This is a genomic window from Caulifigura coniformis (genome assembly GCF_007745175.1).
Taxonomy (GTDB): domain Bacteria; phylum Planctomycetota; class Planctomycetia; order Planctomycetales; family Planctomycetaceae; genus Caulifigura; species Caulifigura coniformis.
On record NZ_CP036271.1, the window covers coordinates 6,237,920 to 6,255,046 of the forward strand.

At 61.2% G+C, this 17,127-nt stretch carries 16 protein-coding genes and 1 other RNA gene; 4 read left to right on the forward strand and 13 right to left on the reverse strand.

The features are described 5' to 3' along the window. Nucleotides 1–162: 162 nt before the first annotated feature. Nucleotides 163–363, forward strand: a complete 201-nt coding sequence (locus Pan44_RS24995; RefSeq protein WP_145034463.1) for a hypothetical protein — start codon at nucleotides 163–165, stop codon at nucleotides 361–363. Nucleotides 364–523: 160 nt separating this feature from the next. Beyond that, nucleotides 524–898, forward strand: a transfer-messenger RNA (tmRNA) gene (gene ssrA / locus Pan44_RS25000). A 135-nt stretch (nucleotides 899–1,033) separates the two neighbouring features. On the opposite strand, the gene Pan44_RS25005 is transcribed toward ssrA, so the two are convergent. The 13 genes from Pan44_RS25005 to Pan44_RS27640 all read right to left on the reverse strand — a co-directional run bounded on the left by Pan44_RS25005 (nucleotide 1,034) and on the right by Pan44_RS27640 (nucleotide 14,334). Next, complete coding sequence (locus tag Pan44_RS25005; RefSeq protein WP_197453640.1) at nucleotides 1,034–1,600, reverse strand: TetR/AcrR family transcriptional regulator; 567 nt, start codon at nucleotides 1,598–1,600, stop codon at nucleotides 1,034–1,036. 76 nt (nucleotides 1,601–1,676) lie between these two features. Beyond that, complete coding sequence (locus Pan44_RS25010) at nucleotides 1,677–4,907, reverse strand: efflux RND transporter permease subunit (RefSeq protein ID WP_145034465.1); 3,231 nt, start codon at nucleotides 4,905–4,907, stop codon at nucleotides 1,677–1,679. Between the two features lie 137 nt (nucleotides 4,908–5,044). Beyond that, complete coding sequence (locus Pan44_RS25015; RefSeq protein WP_145034466.1) at nucleotides 5,045–6,469, reverse strand: efflux RND transporter periplasmic adaptor subunit; 1,425 nt, start codon at nucleotides 6,467–6,469, stop codon at nucleotides 5,045–5,047. A 467-nt stretch (nucleotides 6,470–6,936) separates the two neighbouring features. Continuing rightward, nucleotides 6,937–8,427, reverse strand: a complete 1,491-nt coding sequence (locus tag Pan44_RS25020; protein ID WP_145034467.1) for a recombinase family protein — start codon at nucleotides 8,425–8,427, stop codon at nucleotides 6,937–6,939. Next, nucleotides 8,424–8,651, reverse strand: coding sequence for a hypothetical protein (locus Pan44_RS25025; protein ID WP_145034468.1), 228 nt, complete (start codon nucleotides 8,649–8,651; stop codon nucleotides 8,424–8,426). Before Pan44_RS25025 ends, Pan44_RS25020 begins: the two co-directional genes overlap by 4 nt. A gap of 113 nt (nucleotides 8,652–8,764) precedes the next feature. After that, nucleotides 8,765–9,316, reverse strand: coding sequence for a manganese efflux pump MntP (locus Pan44_RS25030; protein WP_145034469.1), 552 nt, complete (start codon nucleotides 9,314–9,316; stop codon nucleotides 8,765–8,767). Then, nucleotides 9,303–10,091, reverse strand: coding sequence for a hypothetical protein (locus Pan44_RS25035; RefSeq protein WP_145034470.1), 789 nt, complete (start codon nucleotides 10,089–10,091; stop codon nucleotides 9,303–9,305). Before Pan44_RS25035 ends, Pan44_RS25030 begins: the two co-directional genes overlap by 14 nt. Next, nucleotides 10,084–11,637, reverse strand: coding sequence for a type IV secretory system conjugative DNA transfer family protein (locus Pan44_RS25040; RefSeq protein WP_145034471.1), 1,554 nt, complete (start codon nucleotides 11,635–11,637; stop codon nucleotides 10,084–10,086). The genes Pan44_RS25035 and Pan44_RS25040 overlap by 8 nt, the downstream gene beginning before the upstream one ends. Nucleotides 11,638–11,715: 78 nt before the next feature. Beyond that, complete coding sequence (locus Pan44_RS25045; RefSeq protein WP_145034472.1) at nucleotides 11,716–12,402, reverse strand: hypothetical protein; 687 nt, start codon at nucleotides 12,400–12,402, stop codon at nucleotides 11,716–11,718. Between the two features lie 13 nt (nucleotides 12,403–12,415). Then, complete coding sequence (locus Pan44_RS25050) at nucleotides 12,416–13,012, reverse strand: hypothetical protein (RefSeq protein ID WP_145034473.1); 597 nt, start codon at nucleotides 13,010–13,012, stop codon at nucleotides 12,416–12,418. A gap of 26 nt (nucleotides 13,013–13,038) precedes the next feature. Further along, entirely contained in the window at nucleotides 13,039–13,779 is a 741-nt protein-coding gene (locus Pan44_RS25055) for a hypothetical protein (RefSeq protein WP_145034474.1), read from the reverse strand. 50 nt (nucleotides 13,780–13,829) lie between these two features. Then, nucleotides 13,830–14,030 (reverse strand): hypothetical protein, encoded by a 201-nt coding sequence (locus Pan44_RS25060; RefSeq protein ID WP_145034475.1) that lies wholly within the window; start codon nucleotides 14,028–14,030, stop codon nucleotides 13,830–13,832. Between the two features lie 142 nt (nucleotides 14,031–14,172). Beyond that, nucleotides 14,173–14,334 (reverse strand): hypothetical protein, encoded by a 162-nt coding sequence (locus Pan44_RS27640; RefSeq protein WP_197453642.1) that lies wholly within the window; start codon nucleotides 14,332–14,334, stop codon nucleotides 14,173–14,175. A 192-nt stretch (nucleotides 14,335–14,526) separates the two neighbouring features. Here Pan44_RS27640 and Pan44_RS25065 point away from each other — a divergent pair, with 192 nt between their 5' ends. Both Pan44_RS25065 and Pan44_RS25070 read left to right on the forward strand, forming a co-directional pair. Continuing rightward, on the forward strand, nucleotides 14,527–15,150 hold the full coding sequence (locus Pan44_RS25065) for an RNA polymerase sigma factor (protein ID WP_145034476.1): 624 nt from the start codon (nucleotides 14,527–14,529) through the stop codon (nucleotides 15,148–15,150). Nucleotides 15,151–15,194: 44 nt separating this feature from the next. Beyond that, complete coding sequence (locus Pan44_RS25070) at nucleotides 15,195–17,123, forward strand: serine/threonine protein kinase (RefSeq protein WP_197453643.1); 1,929 nt, start codon at nucleotides 15,195–15,197, stop codon at nucleotides 17,121–17,123. The last annotated feature ends 4 nt before the right edge of the window (nucleotides 17,124–17,127 follow it).

The following is a 17,127-nucleotide window of genomic DNA, read 5'->3' on the forward strand; positions in this document are numbered from 1 at the left end:
AGGGGCGGGCAAGGATCGCCAAGCCGGACGAGGCGATGGATGAAACGCGGACCTTCGAGTCTGGTGCAGAGGTCGAACTGTGCGCTGTCGCCAAACAGGGTGTCGCTTCAGAAAACAGCGGTGAGCCGTTTTCAGGGAGGAACGACGCGACCGATCGCGAGAATGCCCGGCGTTTTCGCGATCGGTCGGGAGATCCGAACCATCGGCACGGTCGTTGCAGATGGAGACGTTCAGACACGATGGCACGATCGTGCTCGTGATGAAATCACGGCCCCAGGAAACGGGCCGCTGGTGATCAAGGAGGAAGCAGAACTGCCGTCCAACGAAGAACAGGTGCGTCAGGCCGTCGAAGGAATGCCGTGATCCAGTGAACGCTGCGTTTTCGCATCTTCCGCAGCGGGAGGAATCTGGTGACACGACGGTGGGTTGGCAGTTTTTCGACAATTCGAGAGTCGACTGGCGGACGCTGACCGATAGAATGGTTGGCGTCCGCCTTTTTGATTTGGAGAAGGCAGGCGCTCCGGGGGGCGATCGGATTCGACTGGTTCTCCGCGGGTGCAGGTTGCGTGTCGTGGTTGATCAGTTGGCCACGTAAAAAGCTGATCAAACAATAACTGCCAACAAGCAGTACGCTCTGGCTGCCTAAAGCGGCCACCGGTCCGTGAGCTCCGTCTGAAGCGAGCGGGTTGCCGGTCACCCTTCAGACTGGTTTCGAGCTAACTCCGCCGCAAGGCGGGGGCCGACGGCAACTCTCGAAACGAGAACACATGGCTGTCTGGCTGACGTCCGGGTTTGTTTGTCGTTCCGGCCGGCAGTGAGATCAAACGACGGAATACACACGTAGACGCCGCATCTCAGGGCTCTCAGGACGCGGGTTCAATTCCCGCCGCCTCCACTTTTCGGCCGATTTGACAGGAACTGACAAAGCCGGCCGATCGTCGACGAAACCCCCGCCACCGCCGGGGTTTCGTCGTTTTCAGGGCGCACCGTGGACGGCGCTTCCGGGAAGTCGCAGACACGTTCGGACGGGGCTTCAGACCTGGGTCGTCATCTGAGCAAGACGCTCGACGATCTGGTTGTGCAAGTTCGTGTCGCCCGCAAAGAAGCCTTCGAGATCGGCGAGCCACAGACCGTCGGTGGCAAGCTGAACGATGGCCAGGGTGACAGGATCGACTCCTCCGGTGTTTTCGGTCCGGAGCAGGGACGTCAGGAAGTTTCGCCAGAGGTCCCGCATCGTGTGGTTCTGGCGATCTTCGACTGCGATAATGTTGCAGAGCTTGCTCGCATGATCGTCACGTTCACTCGTGACCAGCTTGAGGTAGGCCCGGGTGTGTCGACCTGGAACGATCGGGTCTGAATCCACCAGCTTCTTCCAGCGCTCGACAAATTGCTCATGCAGGTCGACCACGAGTCCGTCGACAAGATGCTGCTTGCTCGGGAAGTGGTGCAGCAAGCCGCCTTTGCTGACCCCGGCCGCCTTCGCGACGGCGTCGAGGGTCAGGCCTGCCAGGCCCTTGTCGAGAATGACCCTGGCGGCTTCGTCGAGCAGTCGCTGACGAGTTTCGGCAGGCTGCTTGGTCGGCTGAACGATCGTCTTCATGAAATCACCATCGAGCTGACGGAACGGTGACCGTTCAGGAGATTTGTCGACCGCGTGGGCACACATGGTGTTCGCATCAGTGTAAAGCTTCCTGAAGTGGGAGCGATTTGTCAGGCCGGTATTCGTGATCGCCGTTTGACGACTGCTGTCCTTCAGCCGGGGACGCTTTGTCGCCGGTGGGGCGCGCTTTGCCGCGAACCCGTTCACTCAGGATTTGCATGACGGTGTAAAACACGGGAACGAAAAAAATCGCCAGGAATGTGGCGGCGATCATTCCGCCGAACACGGCCGTGCCGAGGGACCGGCGACTCGCTGCTCCCGCACCGTTCGCGATGACCAAGGGGAAGATCCCGAGGATAAACGCAAACGATGTCATCAGGATCGGCCGGAATCGCATGCGGGCCGCTTCAATGGCAGCGTCTCGAATGCTGCGGCCCTGCTCATGCAGGTCGCGGGCGAACTCCACGATGAGGATCGCGTTCTTACTTGCGAGCGCGATGATGAGCACGATACCGATCTGCGTGTAGATGTTGTTGTCCATCCCGCGAATGGCCACTGCGGCGACGGTCCCCAGCAGTGCCAGAGGAACGACAAGAATGACGGCTGCCGGCAGGAACCAGTTCTCATACTGGGCGGCCAGAACGAGGTACACCATCAGGACGGCCATGCCGAAGACGTAGAACGCCTGGCCGCTGACCTTCTTTTCCTGATACGACATGCTGCTCCACTCGTAGCCCATTCCGGGCGGCAGCTTTTCAGAGGCCATCTGTTCCATCAAAGCCATCGCCTGTCCGGAGCTGACTCCAGGCGAGGCGTTTCCGTTGATGGTGACGCTGGGATAGAGGTTGTATCGGGGAATCATCTGCGGGCCGGTTGAGACCTTGACGGTGGCAAACGTTCCGATCGGGACCATCTCTCCGGCGTCCGTCCGGACTTCGAGACGTTTGATGTCCTCGGGCCGTCGGCGAAATCGCTGATCGGCCTGGACCTGGACCTGCCATGTCCGGCCAAACTTATTGAAGTCGTTGACGTAGGCTGATCCAAGCGAGGCCTGCAGCGTGGAGAAGATCGTCTGCAGCGGAATCCCGAGACTTGTGGCCTTCTCTCGATCGATGTCGACGTAGAGCTGCGGGATCGAGGCCCGGAACGACGTCTGAAGGCTGTTGAGTGACGACTGGGCGTTGCCGTCGCTGACCAGCGAGTCGGCGACCTGCTGGAGCTGTTCGAGGCCCTGATTCGCGCGATCCTGAAGCCGGAACTCGAAGCCGCCGGTTTGACCGAGACCTTCGATGGCCGGCGGCGGGAACGCGAAAGCGATGGCTTCAGGTAGCTGGGCGAGCTGTCCGTACAGGTTGCCGAGGATCGCCTCCATCGATTTCGCGGGATCCTTGAGACGCTCCTGTCGTGGCTCAAACGTCAGGAACATTGTCACGGCGTTCGGCACTGTCGCGTTGTCGAGGAGGGACATGCCGCCGATCGTGAACCAGGCGCTCACACCGGGCGTTTTGGACAGGATGTCGTTCAGCTTGGCAATGACCTCTTCGGTTCTTTCCAGCGAGGCGGCGTCGTCGAGTCGCGCGGCCAGGATGGCGTATCCCTGATCCTCGGGAGGGACGAAGCTCGTCGGCAGGCGCGTGAACCAGTAGCCGGTTCCGCCGGCGATGATCACGAAGAGGACCATCGTCAGCGCGGAATGCCGCACGAACCCCCGCACCATCCAGACGTAGATGTTCTCGACCCAGGCATAGACGCGGTTGAAGCCGCGATAGAAGAAGTTCTTCTTCGTCGGGGTCGGTCGCAGGTACACGGCGCACTGGGCCGGCTTGAGCGTGACGGCGTTGATGGCGCTGATGACGGCCGTGGCGGCGATCGTGAGGGCGAACTGCTGGTACAGCTTTCCCGTGATGCCGGCCATGAAAATGGTCGGCACGAACACTGCCATCAGGACCAGCGTGATGCCGATGACGGGGCCGATGACTTCGCCCATCGCCTTGATCGTGGCGGACCGCGGCGACTGCTTGCTGTGGTCGATGTGGTGGACGGCGTTCTCGACGATCACGATGGCATCATCGACCACAATGCCGATGGCCAGCACGAGGCCGAAGAGCGTCAGCATGTTGATCGAGTAGCCCATGGCGGACATCGCGCCGAAGGCGCCGATGATCGTCACCGGGACGGTGGTGGCGGGGATCAGCACGGCGCGCCAGTCCTGGAGGAACACCAGGATCACGATCAGCACGAGGACGCCCGCTTCGAAAAGCGTCTTGTAGACTTCGTGGATTGATTCTTCGACGAACTCGGTCGGGTTGAAGGCGATGTTGTAGACGACGCCTTCGGGAAGCGTGTGCTTCACTTCCTCCATCTGCTTTTCCACCGCCTGCGCGACGCTGATGGAGTTGGCCCCCGGGAGCTGGAAGACGGCCACGCCGGCCGCGGGCTTGCCGGTGATCTCCATCCACGAGGCATACGTCTGGGCGCCGAGTTCGATGCGGGCCACGTCTTTGACGCGCGTCAGGCGAGCGGCTCCGGAGGGATCGGAAACCGACTTGACGATGATGTTGCCGAACTGCTCGGGGTTACTGAAACGGCCCTGGGTGGAGACGGTGAACTGGTTGCTTTGATCGCTCTTGGCCGGGCGCTGCCCGATCTGTCCGGCGGCCACCTGAACGTTCTGGGCCGAGATGGCGGCGACGACGTCGTTCGTCGTCATTTCGCGGGCCTTGAGCTTCTCGGGATCGAGCCAGATCCGCATTCCGTAGCTGCTGCTGCCGAAGATCTGCGTGTTGCCGACGCCGGGGACGCGACTGAGGATGTCCTTGACCTGGATCTCGGCCAGGTTGCTGAGGAACAGCCCGTCGTGTTCCTTCTTCTTCGACGTCAGGCCGATGACGATGACCATGTTCGTCGTTTGCTTCTGGGCCGTGACGCCGAGCCTTTGCACTTCCTGGGGGAGTCGCGGCAGCGCGGTGGCGATGCGGTTCTGGACGAGCACCTGCGACTGATCGAGGTCGGCCCCGACCTCGAAGGTGATCGTCAACGTGTAGGCCCCGTTGTCGGAACACATCGAGCTCATGTAGATCATGTTCTCGACACCGTTGACCGCCTGTTCGAGAGGCCCGGCAACGGTGTCGGCGAGGACGGCCGCGTTTGCTCCCGGATAATTCGCGGTGACCTGCACCGTGGGCGGTGTCAGCTTGGGGTACTGTTCGACCGGCAGGCTGAACAGGCAGATGCCCCCCACGATCATCGTCACAATCGCGATGACGTTGGCGAAGATCGGGCGATCGATGAAGAAGCGATAGAGCATTGGAGATCTGTCCGTCCGCGTGAACTGGCTCGCGGCTTCGGTACGGAGTGTGATGAGGCTTGCGGACGGCGCGGCCGGGCAGAGCTTGCAGACCACAGGCCGTGGTCCGCCGGGAAGCCGGCCGGGCGTTACGCGAGTCAGTTGGTGGAGGACGCGGCGACCGCATCCGTCTCTTGTTCGGGAAGCACTCGCCGAGTAGTGACTGACGGTGCAGTCGGCGGTCTCTCAGCCTTGCCGGCCAACTTCGGATTGACCTTCATTCCGGGTCGAACTTTGAGCAGACCATCGACGACAACTCGATCGCCGGCTGTCAATTCGCCTTTCACGACCCGGTGAGAGTCGAGGAGGTCGCCGGGGATCACCAGCCGTCGTTCAACAGTGTCGTCGGCGTTGACCACGTACACGTAGGCGCCCGTCTGGTCGTAGGCGAGTGACCGTTCCGATACGAGAATGGCGTCGGCGTGTTCTTCCGATGGGATTCGGAGTCGGATGAACATCCCCGGCAGGACACCCGCGTTCTCGAAGACACCTCGGACCTGGACTGTTCCAGTGCCGGTCTGCACCGTAGGAGAGATGTAGTCGACCTTCCCGGTCATGGTGAACGTCCGGTCCTCGCCGATGGCCATCATGACGGGAATCGACTGCTCCTTTCCGCCACCCATATACCGAGACTGAATTCGTAGAAGTTCGTTTTCGTTGATGGCCGCGTACGCGTAGATCGGATCGGTCTTGACGATGGCTGCCAGTGGCGTCGAGCTATCGGCCGTAATGTAGTTCCCGATATCGAATGCACGGCGGTCGATCCGACCGCTGATCGGCGCAGTGACTCGGCAATAACCAAGGTCCAGTTCCGCGGTTCGGACCTCGGACTTCGCCAGTTCAAGGGCTGCCTCGGCCCCAAGAATGTTGGCGTCGAAATTGACGGTGGCTTGTTCGAGTTCTGCCTGTGTGGCGAGCAACTGCGCATCTGCAACCTGGAGTGCGGCCGCGACCTGATCAAACTCCTGTTGCGCTGTCGCCTTCTGAGCCAGCAGGTCGGAGTGACGGCTGTGATTCTTGGTGGCCAACTGAACTTCCGATTGTCGCAGTTCGACCTGAGCACGAGCGATCTCGCGGGCCTTCGACTGTTTGGCCTTTTGCAGGTTGGCGCTCGCTTCGCGTTCCTTTGCGAGTGCGTACTGCAGCTTCACCCTGAATGGTTCCTCATCGATGACAAACAGGAGTTGCCCCGCTTTGACAAGATCTCCATCCTCGAACTTCCGTTCTTGCAGAAAACCGTTGACGCGTGCGCGCAGCTCGACTCGCGCGGAGGCCTGTGCTGTTCCCGTTTGCTCGACATAGCTCGTGACGGGCTGCTGAAGCGGCAGGGCGACTTGGACATCTGGGGGCGGAGGGGCCTGGTAGCTATTCGCAGGACCGCACCCTGACTCCACAACCGTGACGAGAACCAGGAACGTGAAGAGCGAATTGCGATGAACTACTGCCCGTTGAACACCTTCCGAAGTGAAGAAGCGAAATCTGGATCGCGAGCGGATGAAACCCGGATATTTGCGGACCGACATTGCAGCGACTCGGCAAGTGAGATTCAGGAGACTTCAGTCAGCGGACGGACTGCCTTGCTGCGTCGCGGACCGACGCAGCGATGGGTGATTGGTGAAACTAAGGCAAGCACCCGATTGCTAAACATACCGTCTGGACGGTATGTTTCAAGGTCCGATACGCCTTGCAAACTCATTCCGCCGAAGAGACTCAGGATTTCATGCGAGGTTCATCAAATAAGTGGCCCATCGAGAGAGGTGTTCGCTGAGCCCCAAGGGACGCCCAGGTTTGCATCAGAGCGTTTACGGCTTCCCTGATCGGCGCACGCAACGACTCCCAACGTGTGACGACGGTATGCAAATCAGCGTCAATGTCCGCTACGACGTGCCACCTGGCGTCCGCACCATGCAGCCCATTGGCAGCGCCGCACGATGGCCACTTCGCGCAAGTCATTGCCTTGCCGTCGATAACGTCGATTCTGAATACGAGTTCAATTCCCGCCGCCTCCACTGAACGGAACGGAAAACCCTTCGACGAGCACGTCGAAGGGTTTTCTTATTGTTGGACAAAGAGTTGCGTCGATGAGTGTGCAGTTCAAACAGACGATTTCGAGGATCCGCCGCTTCACCGCGTAATCCGCCGTAAGCCACTTTTCCCGCAGCGTTTGCGAAAGTTCAAACACCTTCACCGCCAGGTCCGCCGTTTCGTCATGCGAGCGGTCCAGGACGTCAGTCTGCAGCTTGATTGAGGCCAGGCGGTCCCGCAGTTCCGTCTGCTTCCGCAGAAACGTCGGCTCTTCAATTTGGTCTTCGATCCGTAGGTTGAGCAGTCGATCCTGCTGAGCGACCAACAGTGCCTCCTGCCGCGACAATTCGGCCCGTTGGACACGGGAGTCTCGCTGCCGATCTTTCGTCTGCGATACCAGAACTGCCCGGAACCAGTCCCGCACGTCGTCGTCTTCGATCCGCATGCGATCGAAGATCGCCAGCATCTGTCGGTCGAGGTCGGTCTCTGTGACCCGCGTCCGTGGATGGCCTGACATGTTGTACCGCGAACAGCGGTAGTAGACGTACGTTCGCTCTCCGGCCTTCGTCTTTTTGACCTTTGCTTCCCCGGTGATCTGATGTCCACAGCAGCCGCACTGCATGAACTCGGCGGCGTAGGTCATCGTGTGTGACTGGTGATTGCCGCTACTGATCAATGCATGGACGCGATCCCAGGTCGTCCGGTCGACAATCGGTTCATGCTTTCCGGGATGCCAACCGCCCCGGAACTGAATATCGCCGATGTAGCTGCGATCGTTCAGGATGTTATGAATGGTCGTGCGGCTAAACCGCGAGACGCCCGGACGATACTCGATGCCATCTATGGCCAGTTGGGCGACGACGCCTTCGAGTGTCCTGTTCTCGTAGGCATACAGTTGAAAGATGCGACGGACTTTCGCTGCCGCGTCGGGATCAACTTCAACGACCCGCCGACCGTTACAGCGAGTATTCCGGTAGCCGTAGGGAGCTTTTCCTGGAAACAGCCCTTCCTGCACGCGGCGACTGATTCCCTGGCTGATGTCAACCGCCATCTGCTCGGTGAAGAAGCTCGCCATGTTGGCGAGCGTGCGACGCATCATCCGTCCGGCCGGATTGTTCTCGGTCTGCTGCGTCACCGAAATGAACGGGACGTCGTATTCCGATTCGAGACGTTCCAGTTCGACGTAATCGAACAGGTTTCGTGAGGCTCGGTCGACCTTGTAGAACAACAGGCCGTCGAGCGAGGCACAATGCTTTTTCGCGAAGGCGATCATTTCGCGAAACGTCTTCCGCTCATCTCGCTTGCTCGCCGTCTCGGCGATCTTGAAGAGGCGGACGATCGTCCCATTGTGCAGAGTGGCATAGCGTCTCAGCGCTTCTACCTGCACATCCAGACTGAAGCCCTCGCGTTCCTGTTCCCGGCTGCTGACCCGTGCCAGGGCGACGAACTGTTTCATGAGCGTGATCCCGACGGTGACGACAGGGCATCCAGCAACTGGCCCGTATCGAGCAGGATCGCCACCGCGTCATCGACGGTCAATCGGGCCTCGTAGAATCGCTGCCAGACCCGGAGCGTCTTTTCAATCAGTTCCACCGTGATCCAGCCTGGCAGACCCGCGGGCACCACCATGGTCGTACTGGACGACGCAGGCGTTTCAGGGCTGGAACCAGAACGGGACATGATCGGACTCTTGCCTTACCGAAACGACACAACCAAATGGACAACCCGCTCCTCTTCGCAGACGGAGCGTCGCGATCGCTTCTTTTTCCCATCGCCGATGTGACGAACCGGGGCTATCCCAAGCAGCAATACTCGGCCAGGCCGACGAGCAGCGTTCCGCCGACGATCTCGGCACAACGGGGCGAGACCTGTTGAACGGTGATGCCGGCCCAGAGACCGGTGACGGCCAGACCGGCCGTGGCCGCGCCAAGGCAGGCTGTTCCAGCCAGCATCGACGTTCCCTGACATCCCATCGCCAGTCCGGCCGCTCCTGCATCGAGACTGGCGGCCAAGCCCATCAGGATCAGCGGGATCGCGTCCCGCGGCATGGGCCGTGAGACCGTGATGTCGTCCGAAGCTGTTGTCCCCACGATCATCGCACAGCCGATCCAGGCCAGGGCCAACGGGGCCAGCCAACATCTTGCCATCGTGGAATCGACGAGCAGTTGATGCCCTGCCACATGGGCGGCAACCAGGACGAGTGTCGTCGGCAGCGTCATCGCGAGGACCGCTTTGCCGATGTCACTGGGAGACCACTTCGGATGGGACATTCCGACCGTCAGGGCCAGGGCGAACACGTCGAACGAAACGCCAATCGCCATCAGGCCCGTTTCAATCGATCCCATGCGGAGCCTCCTTGGAAGGGACAGTGTCAGCGGTGGGGGAATCGATGTCTTGGCCGTCGGCAACAGACGGTTGGTGGCTGGCTGTTGATCGTGCTGTCATCGCGGCGGCGGCCGAGAGGACCACCGTCACCCGCGCGGCGTCGCTGAGATCGACCGCCAGCATTGGCACGGCCCGAGCCAGATTGACGGCCTGTGTCTGCGAAACGGTTCGATGCGGATCGAAGGCCCTGACGATCACCCTCAAGAGCGAAGCCGTTTGCACATGGCGATTTGCCATCCGTTGTCTGTCGGTTGCAACGGAGCGTTCGATCGCCGCTTCAGGATCGGGCGTCACGTCGAACCGCGTCTGCACAGGTCGGCCGTTCCACTGCCGCCAGAGGACAATCCCGCGGTCATACAACCGGCTGCGAAACGCGATGCGTTCGGGCGTGAACCAGACGGTGCTCCGCGAGGGGAACACCTGCCGGGCCAGGAAACCGTCGAACGCTGCCGGGAACAGCGGCTTCGTGATCGTCATTGCCAGCGAGAACCCGAAGAACGTGAGGCTGCCCCGGCCGATTGGATCGCTGATCCAGCCGAGCCGGTGCCACAGCCACCATCCGACGAGCAGGTTGGTTGACCACGCCAGCAGCGTGCTGACCATGCGGGCATACGCCCAGCTTCGCCACGTCGCCAGTCGCACCGCGACGATCGCTCTCTTCTTCTCGGCGTCGAACAGCAGTCGCGGCCAGGTCGGTAGCCCGGGAGCGGTTACGGTGGTGAAGGAACTACTCATGAACGCGCCCCCGAAAGAGTTCGTGCTGGTCGTAGAACGCCCGCTGCAGGATGGCGGGCCGATAGCCGGGCCTGAGAATCAACTGCCGCAGCTTCTTGTCCTCCCGCGCGAAGAACCGGCCCACCTCTTCCGCGTTGAGGAGCCGATGAACTCCGAGGGACCACGACTCGCCCGTTGCGGCCTGCTGGGTCGCCTGATCGAAACCGGGTGTGTTGGTCGAGCGGGTGATCGTGGGTGTCTCGCCCAGCCGTTTGGAGACATACTCCTGCGTGGTTTGATCGTTGAGGCTGAACACCTGCAGGCAGCCCGCGTTGCCGATGAAGGTTTCCCACGACTTGGGGTACCGGCTCTGCAACTGGCCCAGATCCTGCAGAACGCAGAACAGCTTCAGGCCAAAGCCCGCGAACTGTGCGGCCGCCGACTCCAAAATGGAAAGATGTCCGAGGGTGTGCATTTCCTCCAGAATCGCGACCGTCGCCGCGCCGTATTGCTGAGTCTCTTCTTCATGAGCCGCGGCAATCTGTTGGAAGATCAGCCGTTGCCAGCCGCTCAGGTCGTGCTGGCGCATCGCCGGAATGGCGCTGTAGAGCGCCACGGACTTTCGTTTCACGTTCCGCGGGTCGATGCCGTCCCCGGTCAGGCAGTCCCGCATGCATTCGATCCCCAGGAAGTCGAGATGTTTTCGGAGGTTCGAAAGGACGCTTGAAAACTCTCCACCCGTTCGGTCATAGAAGGCCTTCGCCGCGTTGCGGATCATGCCGCCCGCGGCGTCATTGGCCAGGAGTTCCTTTTCCAGCCAGTACCGCTGCGGATCGTCGGGATCGCGGGTCGCCAGTTCGGCGGCCAGATGCCAGACCGTGACGAGATCGCGGACACCTTCGTATCGGTCGAACGTGGCCACGTGTCCGCACAGGCCTGCCAGGATCTGTTTCCCGCACTCGTCCCAGTGCCGGTCCTTGAAGTCCCCCGAGACGATCAACGAGTCGGCAATCAACCGGGCGTTCGGAACAAACGTCCGTCGATCCGAACGCTGCAACTGGCGGATGACGTTCAACGCGCCCCGGAACCGCCGGGTGCCCGGTCCGGAGACGTCGAACGGGTCGAGGACCACCACCTCCTGGCCCAGAACGTCCGCCCGATACTGGGCCGTGAATCTGGCGAGTTCTCCTTTCGGATCGAGAATGAAGGCCGAGGTGGACGCCGGGAGGGTCAACAAAATGGGAATGATCGAGGCTCGACCTTTATTTCCACGCGAGCCCCCAGCCAGCACGTGGTGCCGGTCGTCCCCGATTCCGATCGGAATGCCTCCGGTCACATACCGGGTCGGACGGCCATCCGGCAGCCGCTCCCCCTCCTGCACCTGTCCGTCGACGACGCCCAGGAACAGTTTTGAGTGAGGATTGGTGGGATCGAACCGCAGGGACTCGGTGGCCGCCAGGTTCTTGGGCGACTCGAAGTACGAGTGCGGAGGCGTCCCGACATGCTCGGCGCTCCGGCCGCGGGGCAGATCGTCGAGCAAGTCGGGAGGGACGTACTGCGGAGACATGGTCCGTTTCGGGGGAGGGAACGAGGATTCAGGGAAGAGCTTCCGATGCCTGGCGTCTGGCGTCTGACCTCTGTCCGGTCACTCAAATCGCGGCAGCCGGGGACTCGAGGTCAGCTCGCTCTCGATCACGAAATAGCCCGGCCGGAACCCGGCGTCGTTCAGCAGACCGTTCCAGCGTTCCCGCTCGCTCTCGGCGACGAAGTACAGGGCCAGCGCCCCGCCCCGCTCCTGGTACTTGCGGAGCGATTCCCGCAGCCGGTTCTCGGCATCGGCCTTCGAGTCGGAATCCTGCATGTCGCTCAGGATGACGGTCAGCAGCTTCGTCTCAGGCGACACGCCGGAGATCGTGCCGACGTAGTCGAGGGTCCGCGTCGTGGCGTCGTAGACACGGGAACCCGACGCGTCGGAATGCCGTTTCAGGAAGGCATTCAGTTCCTGCGGCGTCTTGAACCGCTTCCGCAGGTCGGACGGTCGGCCTTCAAACAACAGCACCTTGTCGTTGCCGCTCAACTGGCTGATGACGAGTTTGGTTTCTTTTCCCATCGCCTCCTGGAAGAACCGGTCGGAGATGTCGAGGAACAGCCTGTAGGCCTTGTCGTCCCAGTAACCACTGAACGAGCCGCTCAGGTCGATCTGGATCGCCAGCACGGCGCTCAACGGCTGTTCGTCGAACGGCGGGGACTCGCTGACGGACGGGCTTTCGATACAGCCGCTGGCCAGCAGCAGGACCATCAGGGCAATGGGAAAAAGAAGAGACGGTTTCATGGGGGAGAACTCCTTAGGCGTAAGAGGAGGTCGAATAGTCCGAGTGCCACCAGCCGAGGACGGCGAGGCCGCAGGCGTAGAGCAGCGTGGCGGCCGGGACGACGAAGCCCGGCACGTCGGACCAGCCGCTGGAGGTCTGGCTGGCCAGGCCGAAGTAAAACAGGCCCGCGTCGAACAGGATGATCACGGCCGCCAGGAACGTGAGCAGGTAGAACACGATCGGCATTCGCAGGCGCTGCATCGCGATCGGGCCGTAACCCTGCAGCTCCAGGAACACGCGGGTCCAGAGCCAGGTCAGCACGGCGAACAGCAGAAGCGCCACGACGATCGCCAGATCGGCGCGGTTCCAGCCGTCGAAGCGTTGCAGCAGCCCCGCTCCCGGAACCGGCAACTGATATAGCCGCCGCTGGAAGATCGGCATCAGCTGGCGAATGCCGTCGGCGCTCACCGCGGCGTAGACCAGGCCGATGACGGGCAGGATGAGCAGGTTGGCGACGACGAACACGAACCGCTGTTTCAGCGTCTTGCGTCGCCGGATCGGACGCGGGACGGTCGGATCCGTTCCCGCGTGCGAGAAGGCTTCCTCGAACTGGTCGAAGGCTCGGAACATCGGTGTGGCATCCTTTCGGAAGGAGATCAGGCGACGAGCTGAGTCGAGCCGTTGCGAAGCTGGTCGATCGCCGACTGCAGGTCACAGATCACGTCCGGAACGTCGGGCGTCTCGGACCCTGTGGTCGGGATCACTTGAATCCGCACGACCGAGCCTTTGAACGTCCACTTGGCGGCCGCCGCACGAGCGGCCTTGCGTTTCGGGCGGTCCGCTTCCACTGCCGCCATTGGCGGAGCGGCGGGGACCACGGGAACCATTCCATGCTTCTGCCGCAGTTCCTCGGCCCGCTTAATCGTGATCCGCTCACCGGAGCGAGCGAGAGCCAGGGCTTCCTCACGGGCCGCCGGCGGCGTCCGTTCCTCGGCGAGGATTTTCAGGCTCTCACCGCAAAACCGCTTCTGAAGCTTGCCGGCATTCAGCAGTTCGCCGCCGAAGCGGCGGTAGGCTCCGATGCAGCGGTAACCCTGCGTCCGGGAGAGGTCGAGGTCTTCCAGCATGTCGTCGAAGAACGCACGGCGACCTTCCTTGTCCGTGACCAGCAGGAACAGGTCGAGCTTGCCGCCCTGGATCAGTACCTCCTGGACCTGGACCGCGCCGCAGGTCTCCTTGATGTAGGTCGCGACGGCCGGGAATTGTTCCTCGTCAACTTTGGCCGGAATGTTTCGCCGCTCCTCGTCGGAGAGAGCCAGATGGGCGCTGAGGACGTCGTACAGGCCTTTTCCCGACAGGATCAGGTCGATCGGATCGTTCATGGTGAGGGTCTCCATCGAAGAAGATGGGGCCTGCGGTTCGGTCCGCAGGCGTGAGAGAGAAACGGTCAGGCGGTCACCGCGGTGAAGCGGTTGACCACGCGGTACGTGAACCACAACTCGAACAGGCGGAAGGCAATCACGCAGACCACCAGCAGCGGCCACTGGATGCAGACGGCCGACAGGACGATCAGCAGTAGAACCCAGTAGGCCAGGCTGACGCGGACAAACCGCAGCAGCGGCGGGTGATCGGGAAACATGCGCAGCACGGGGGGGCTCCAGACTGGAGGAAGAAAGCGGTGGCCGCACCGGCGGCCACCGTGTTGAAGAGGGACGCTCCGTCAGAAGCAGATGGCTGGCTGGCCGCCGCCATCGACGACGGCCAGCCCGGCCAGAGTCCATGGGAATCGGTCAGACCTCATCGATCCGGCCGGAGATCCGGTACGACTTCTTGCGATTGCACGCGGCGCAGATCGCCCACAAAAAGCCCACGATAATGAGGAAGCCAAGTAGTGCTCCTCCACCGTCGGCAGCAGCTGCGTCGGCCTGCGCCAACATTGTGCACGGGTCCATGACATCGTCCCTTTCGAAAGTGGCCCAACCTCTGCCTTCGACCGTCGGAGGCATGCGTCGGAGGGGGCACTCATGTAAGGCGTGTCAGAAGTCGTCGGCCCCGAGAATCTTTCAAAATCCAGAGAAAGCACTCCCTGGCCCGCTTGGGCGTGAGGTTCGGCCGAGACGCCGCCTGACCGGTGGGTCGGATCTTTGACCACCCATCACGTCGGCCATAAACTCATTCCTTCTCGCGGCTCTTCTTTCAATCCGCTAATGAGGATGGGCATGCCAGGCGACCTTGACTTCGTTTCGGACGACGATTGGGAGCGATTTCAACGCGACATGTTGCGGATTGCGGCTCCAGGACATTTCATCGCAAATGTCCCGGCATCACCCAACGACACAGTGCAAAGCGCGATTGCCACCTTCTTAAGGCGTCGCCGAATTGGCGAGAAACGGGATGCCAGCGCAAATACTCCCGAAGCAGTTCGCCTCGTCCTCCTCTACCGAGTGTGGTGCAAGGTCCGAGAACACCGGCGTCGGCGGACTTACGTAACGAACAAGCCCAAGAAGTTCGATGACCTCGATCCCACCGGTCAGCTCGAAGACTCAGTTCCCGGCGCTGACTTCTCCGCCGCGGAGATGGAGATCTTCTTGAAGGAGGCTCTGCAGCAGGTCGCCCGCCTGCCCGAACAGCATCAAGCGGTGGTCCGACTTTGTTTGGATGGCCATAACTCGCGAGAGATCGCGACCAAGCTTGGTCTCTCGCTAGGCGACGTCAATGCGATCCTGGCTCGGATTACCATCGAACTGTCCGACGACTCCGCCGCCTAGACTGCCCGCACATGCCTGACTGCGGGGCCGAAGTCGAAAGACAAGTGAAACGGTTCAACCAACTCCTCCGTCTGGGCGAACAGCCAGTTCTGGAAGAGTTTGTCGATGAACTGCCGTCGTATTGTAGAAAGCACCGCGATGCCTACGTAAGGGCGCTGCTGACGGCGGAGATGTCGCATCTCACGTTGATGGCGGAAGGGGCGTTTCCCACGCGGCACGACGTCATTCAGCTGCATCGCGGTATGGCTGACGAAATCACTTCGTCGGTCTACCAGGCGATCCGCGACGATGCCGAAGACGCGCCGTTAATGCTCGGTCGCTACCAGGTCGAAAAGACCGTGTCGCGGGGTGCTCAAGGCTGGGTCGCGAAGGCGTTCCCGCTTCCCTTTGGTCGTCCTGTGGCACTGAAAATCTACCATGACTCAGTACCGGTGACGTCGATTGCCGTTGAGGCGGAAGCACTGTCCGTGCTCAGCCACGATCTGATTGTCCGGCACATCGAGTTCGGGGAGTCTCTCGGCTATCACTACTTGGCGCTTGAATACTGTGAGTATCCGAGACTGTCGCAGACCTATTCAGAATCAACTCCATCTGCCGCCGACATTTATCGCATCAGCGAACAAACGTGCTTGGCCGTGCAGCACTGTCACGAACGCGGCGTGTTTCATGCTGACCTGAAACCCGACAACATTCTCGCCAGCCGGGAAGGCCATTTCAAACTCATCGACTTTGGGCTGTCGCACGTTCTGCAAGGCCTGCTGTCGGGCACGAGCAAGCGCTGTGACTACTCAGGAACCTTCGAATACATGCCACCGGAGAAGGCCGCGCGACGTGAGGCAATCGACCTCAAGTCCGCTGACCTCTTCGGCATCGGCGGCATCATGTTGTGGCTTCTGACCCAAGAAGCTCCATTTGCTGGTCACCGCTTGCCCGGTGATCGCGATGAGAATGCCCGTCGTCGCGCAATTGAGGGGGGCCTGCACTCCGACGTCGTTGACTTGGCACGGAAGCGACTCCCAGGACTGGCGGACCTGACACTTCGCCTTTTGGCGAAAGATCCAGCTGGCAGGCCCGCGACACTCAGCGAAGTGCTTGGCGAACTGCACAGTCTCCGCGAGCGGGAGTGTCCGCAGCCCCGTGGTCCGGCCGGGCCGACACTGCCCGCGACCGTATCGCGTGTTGACGCCCCCGCCTCAGGAGCGGCCGAGACACGGTTTCGACGCCTTCAGCTGCAGACGTTCCGGTTCACCTTGTCGATCGCGACGGAGGATTGGAACCAGATCTACCGTCCTATCGACGAGGAACGGCGGCCACTTCGGCGCGTTTCCCATGTGACCAAAGCACTGAAGCAAGGCACGCCACTGATCGCACTCGAAATGGGCGCCGTTGTGCTACGCGCACCGATCGACTGTACGTTTGCGGCCCGGGACCAGATGGAAGAGCAAAGTTTTGTGATCCTGGGGATTGCCGACAGCTCCGTCCCGTCAGAGATTAAGCAGATGATCGAGCATCCCGAGATCTGCAGCCGGATGGATTTCAAAGTCACGCTCGATCAATGGATTTCCGAACTGGAATCGACCGTTGAGCAACAGCTCACGGAACTCAGCGCGCGACATGACACTTCACTAAGAAAGTACGCGGCGAAGGCGGCCCGGCGGCGGGCGAAGTTCTACCATCTGCAGTGGTTTCAACGATCTCGAGGCACACTGAGAGTCGTATCCACCGCAATTCTCACGTTCGTCGTCTTTATATGGTTGGGGCTCCAGGTGGACATCGTCGATGATCCCGAGCAACGCAGAGACGTGTGGCAAGAGCTGAGCGTCGCAGTCATGGCCACGCTGATGCTCGCCGCTGGTCTGATCTACATCGGTCTTGGACAGTTGTTCCAGCTCTATGACGATTCGCGAACATATTGGCCACCGCGAGATCACCCATTTCATCGGAAAGAAAGCGTGGATCGAAGACCTAAGTGAATGC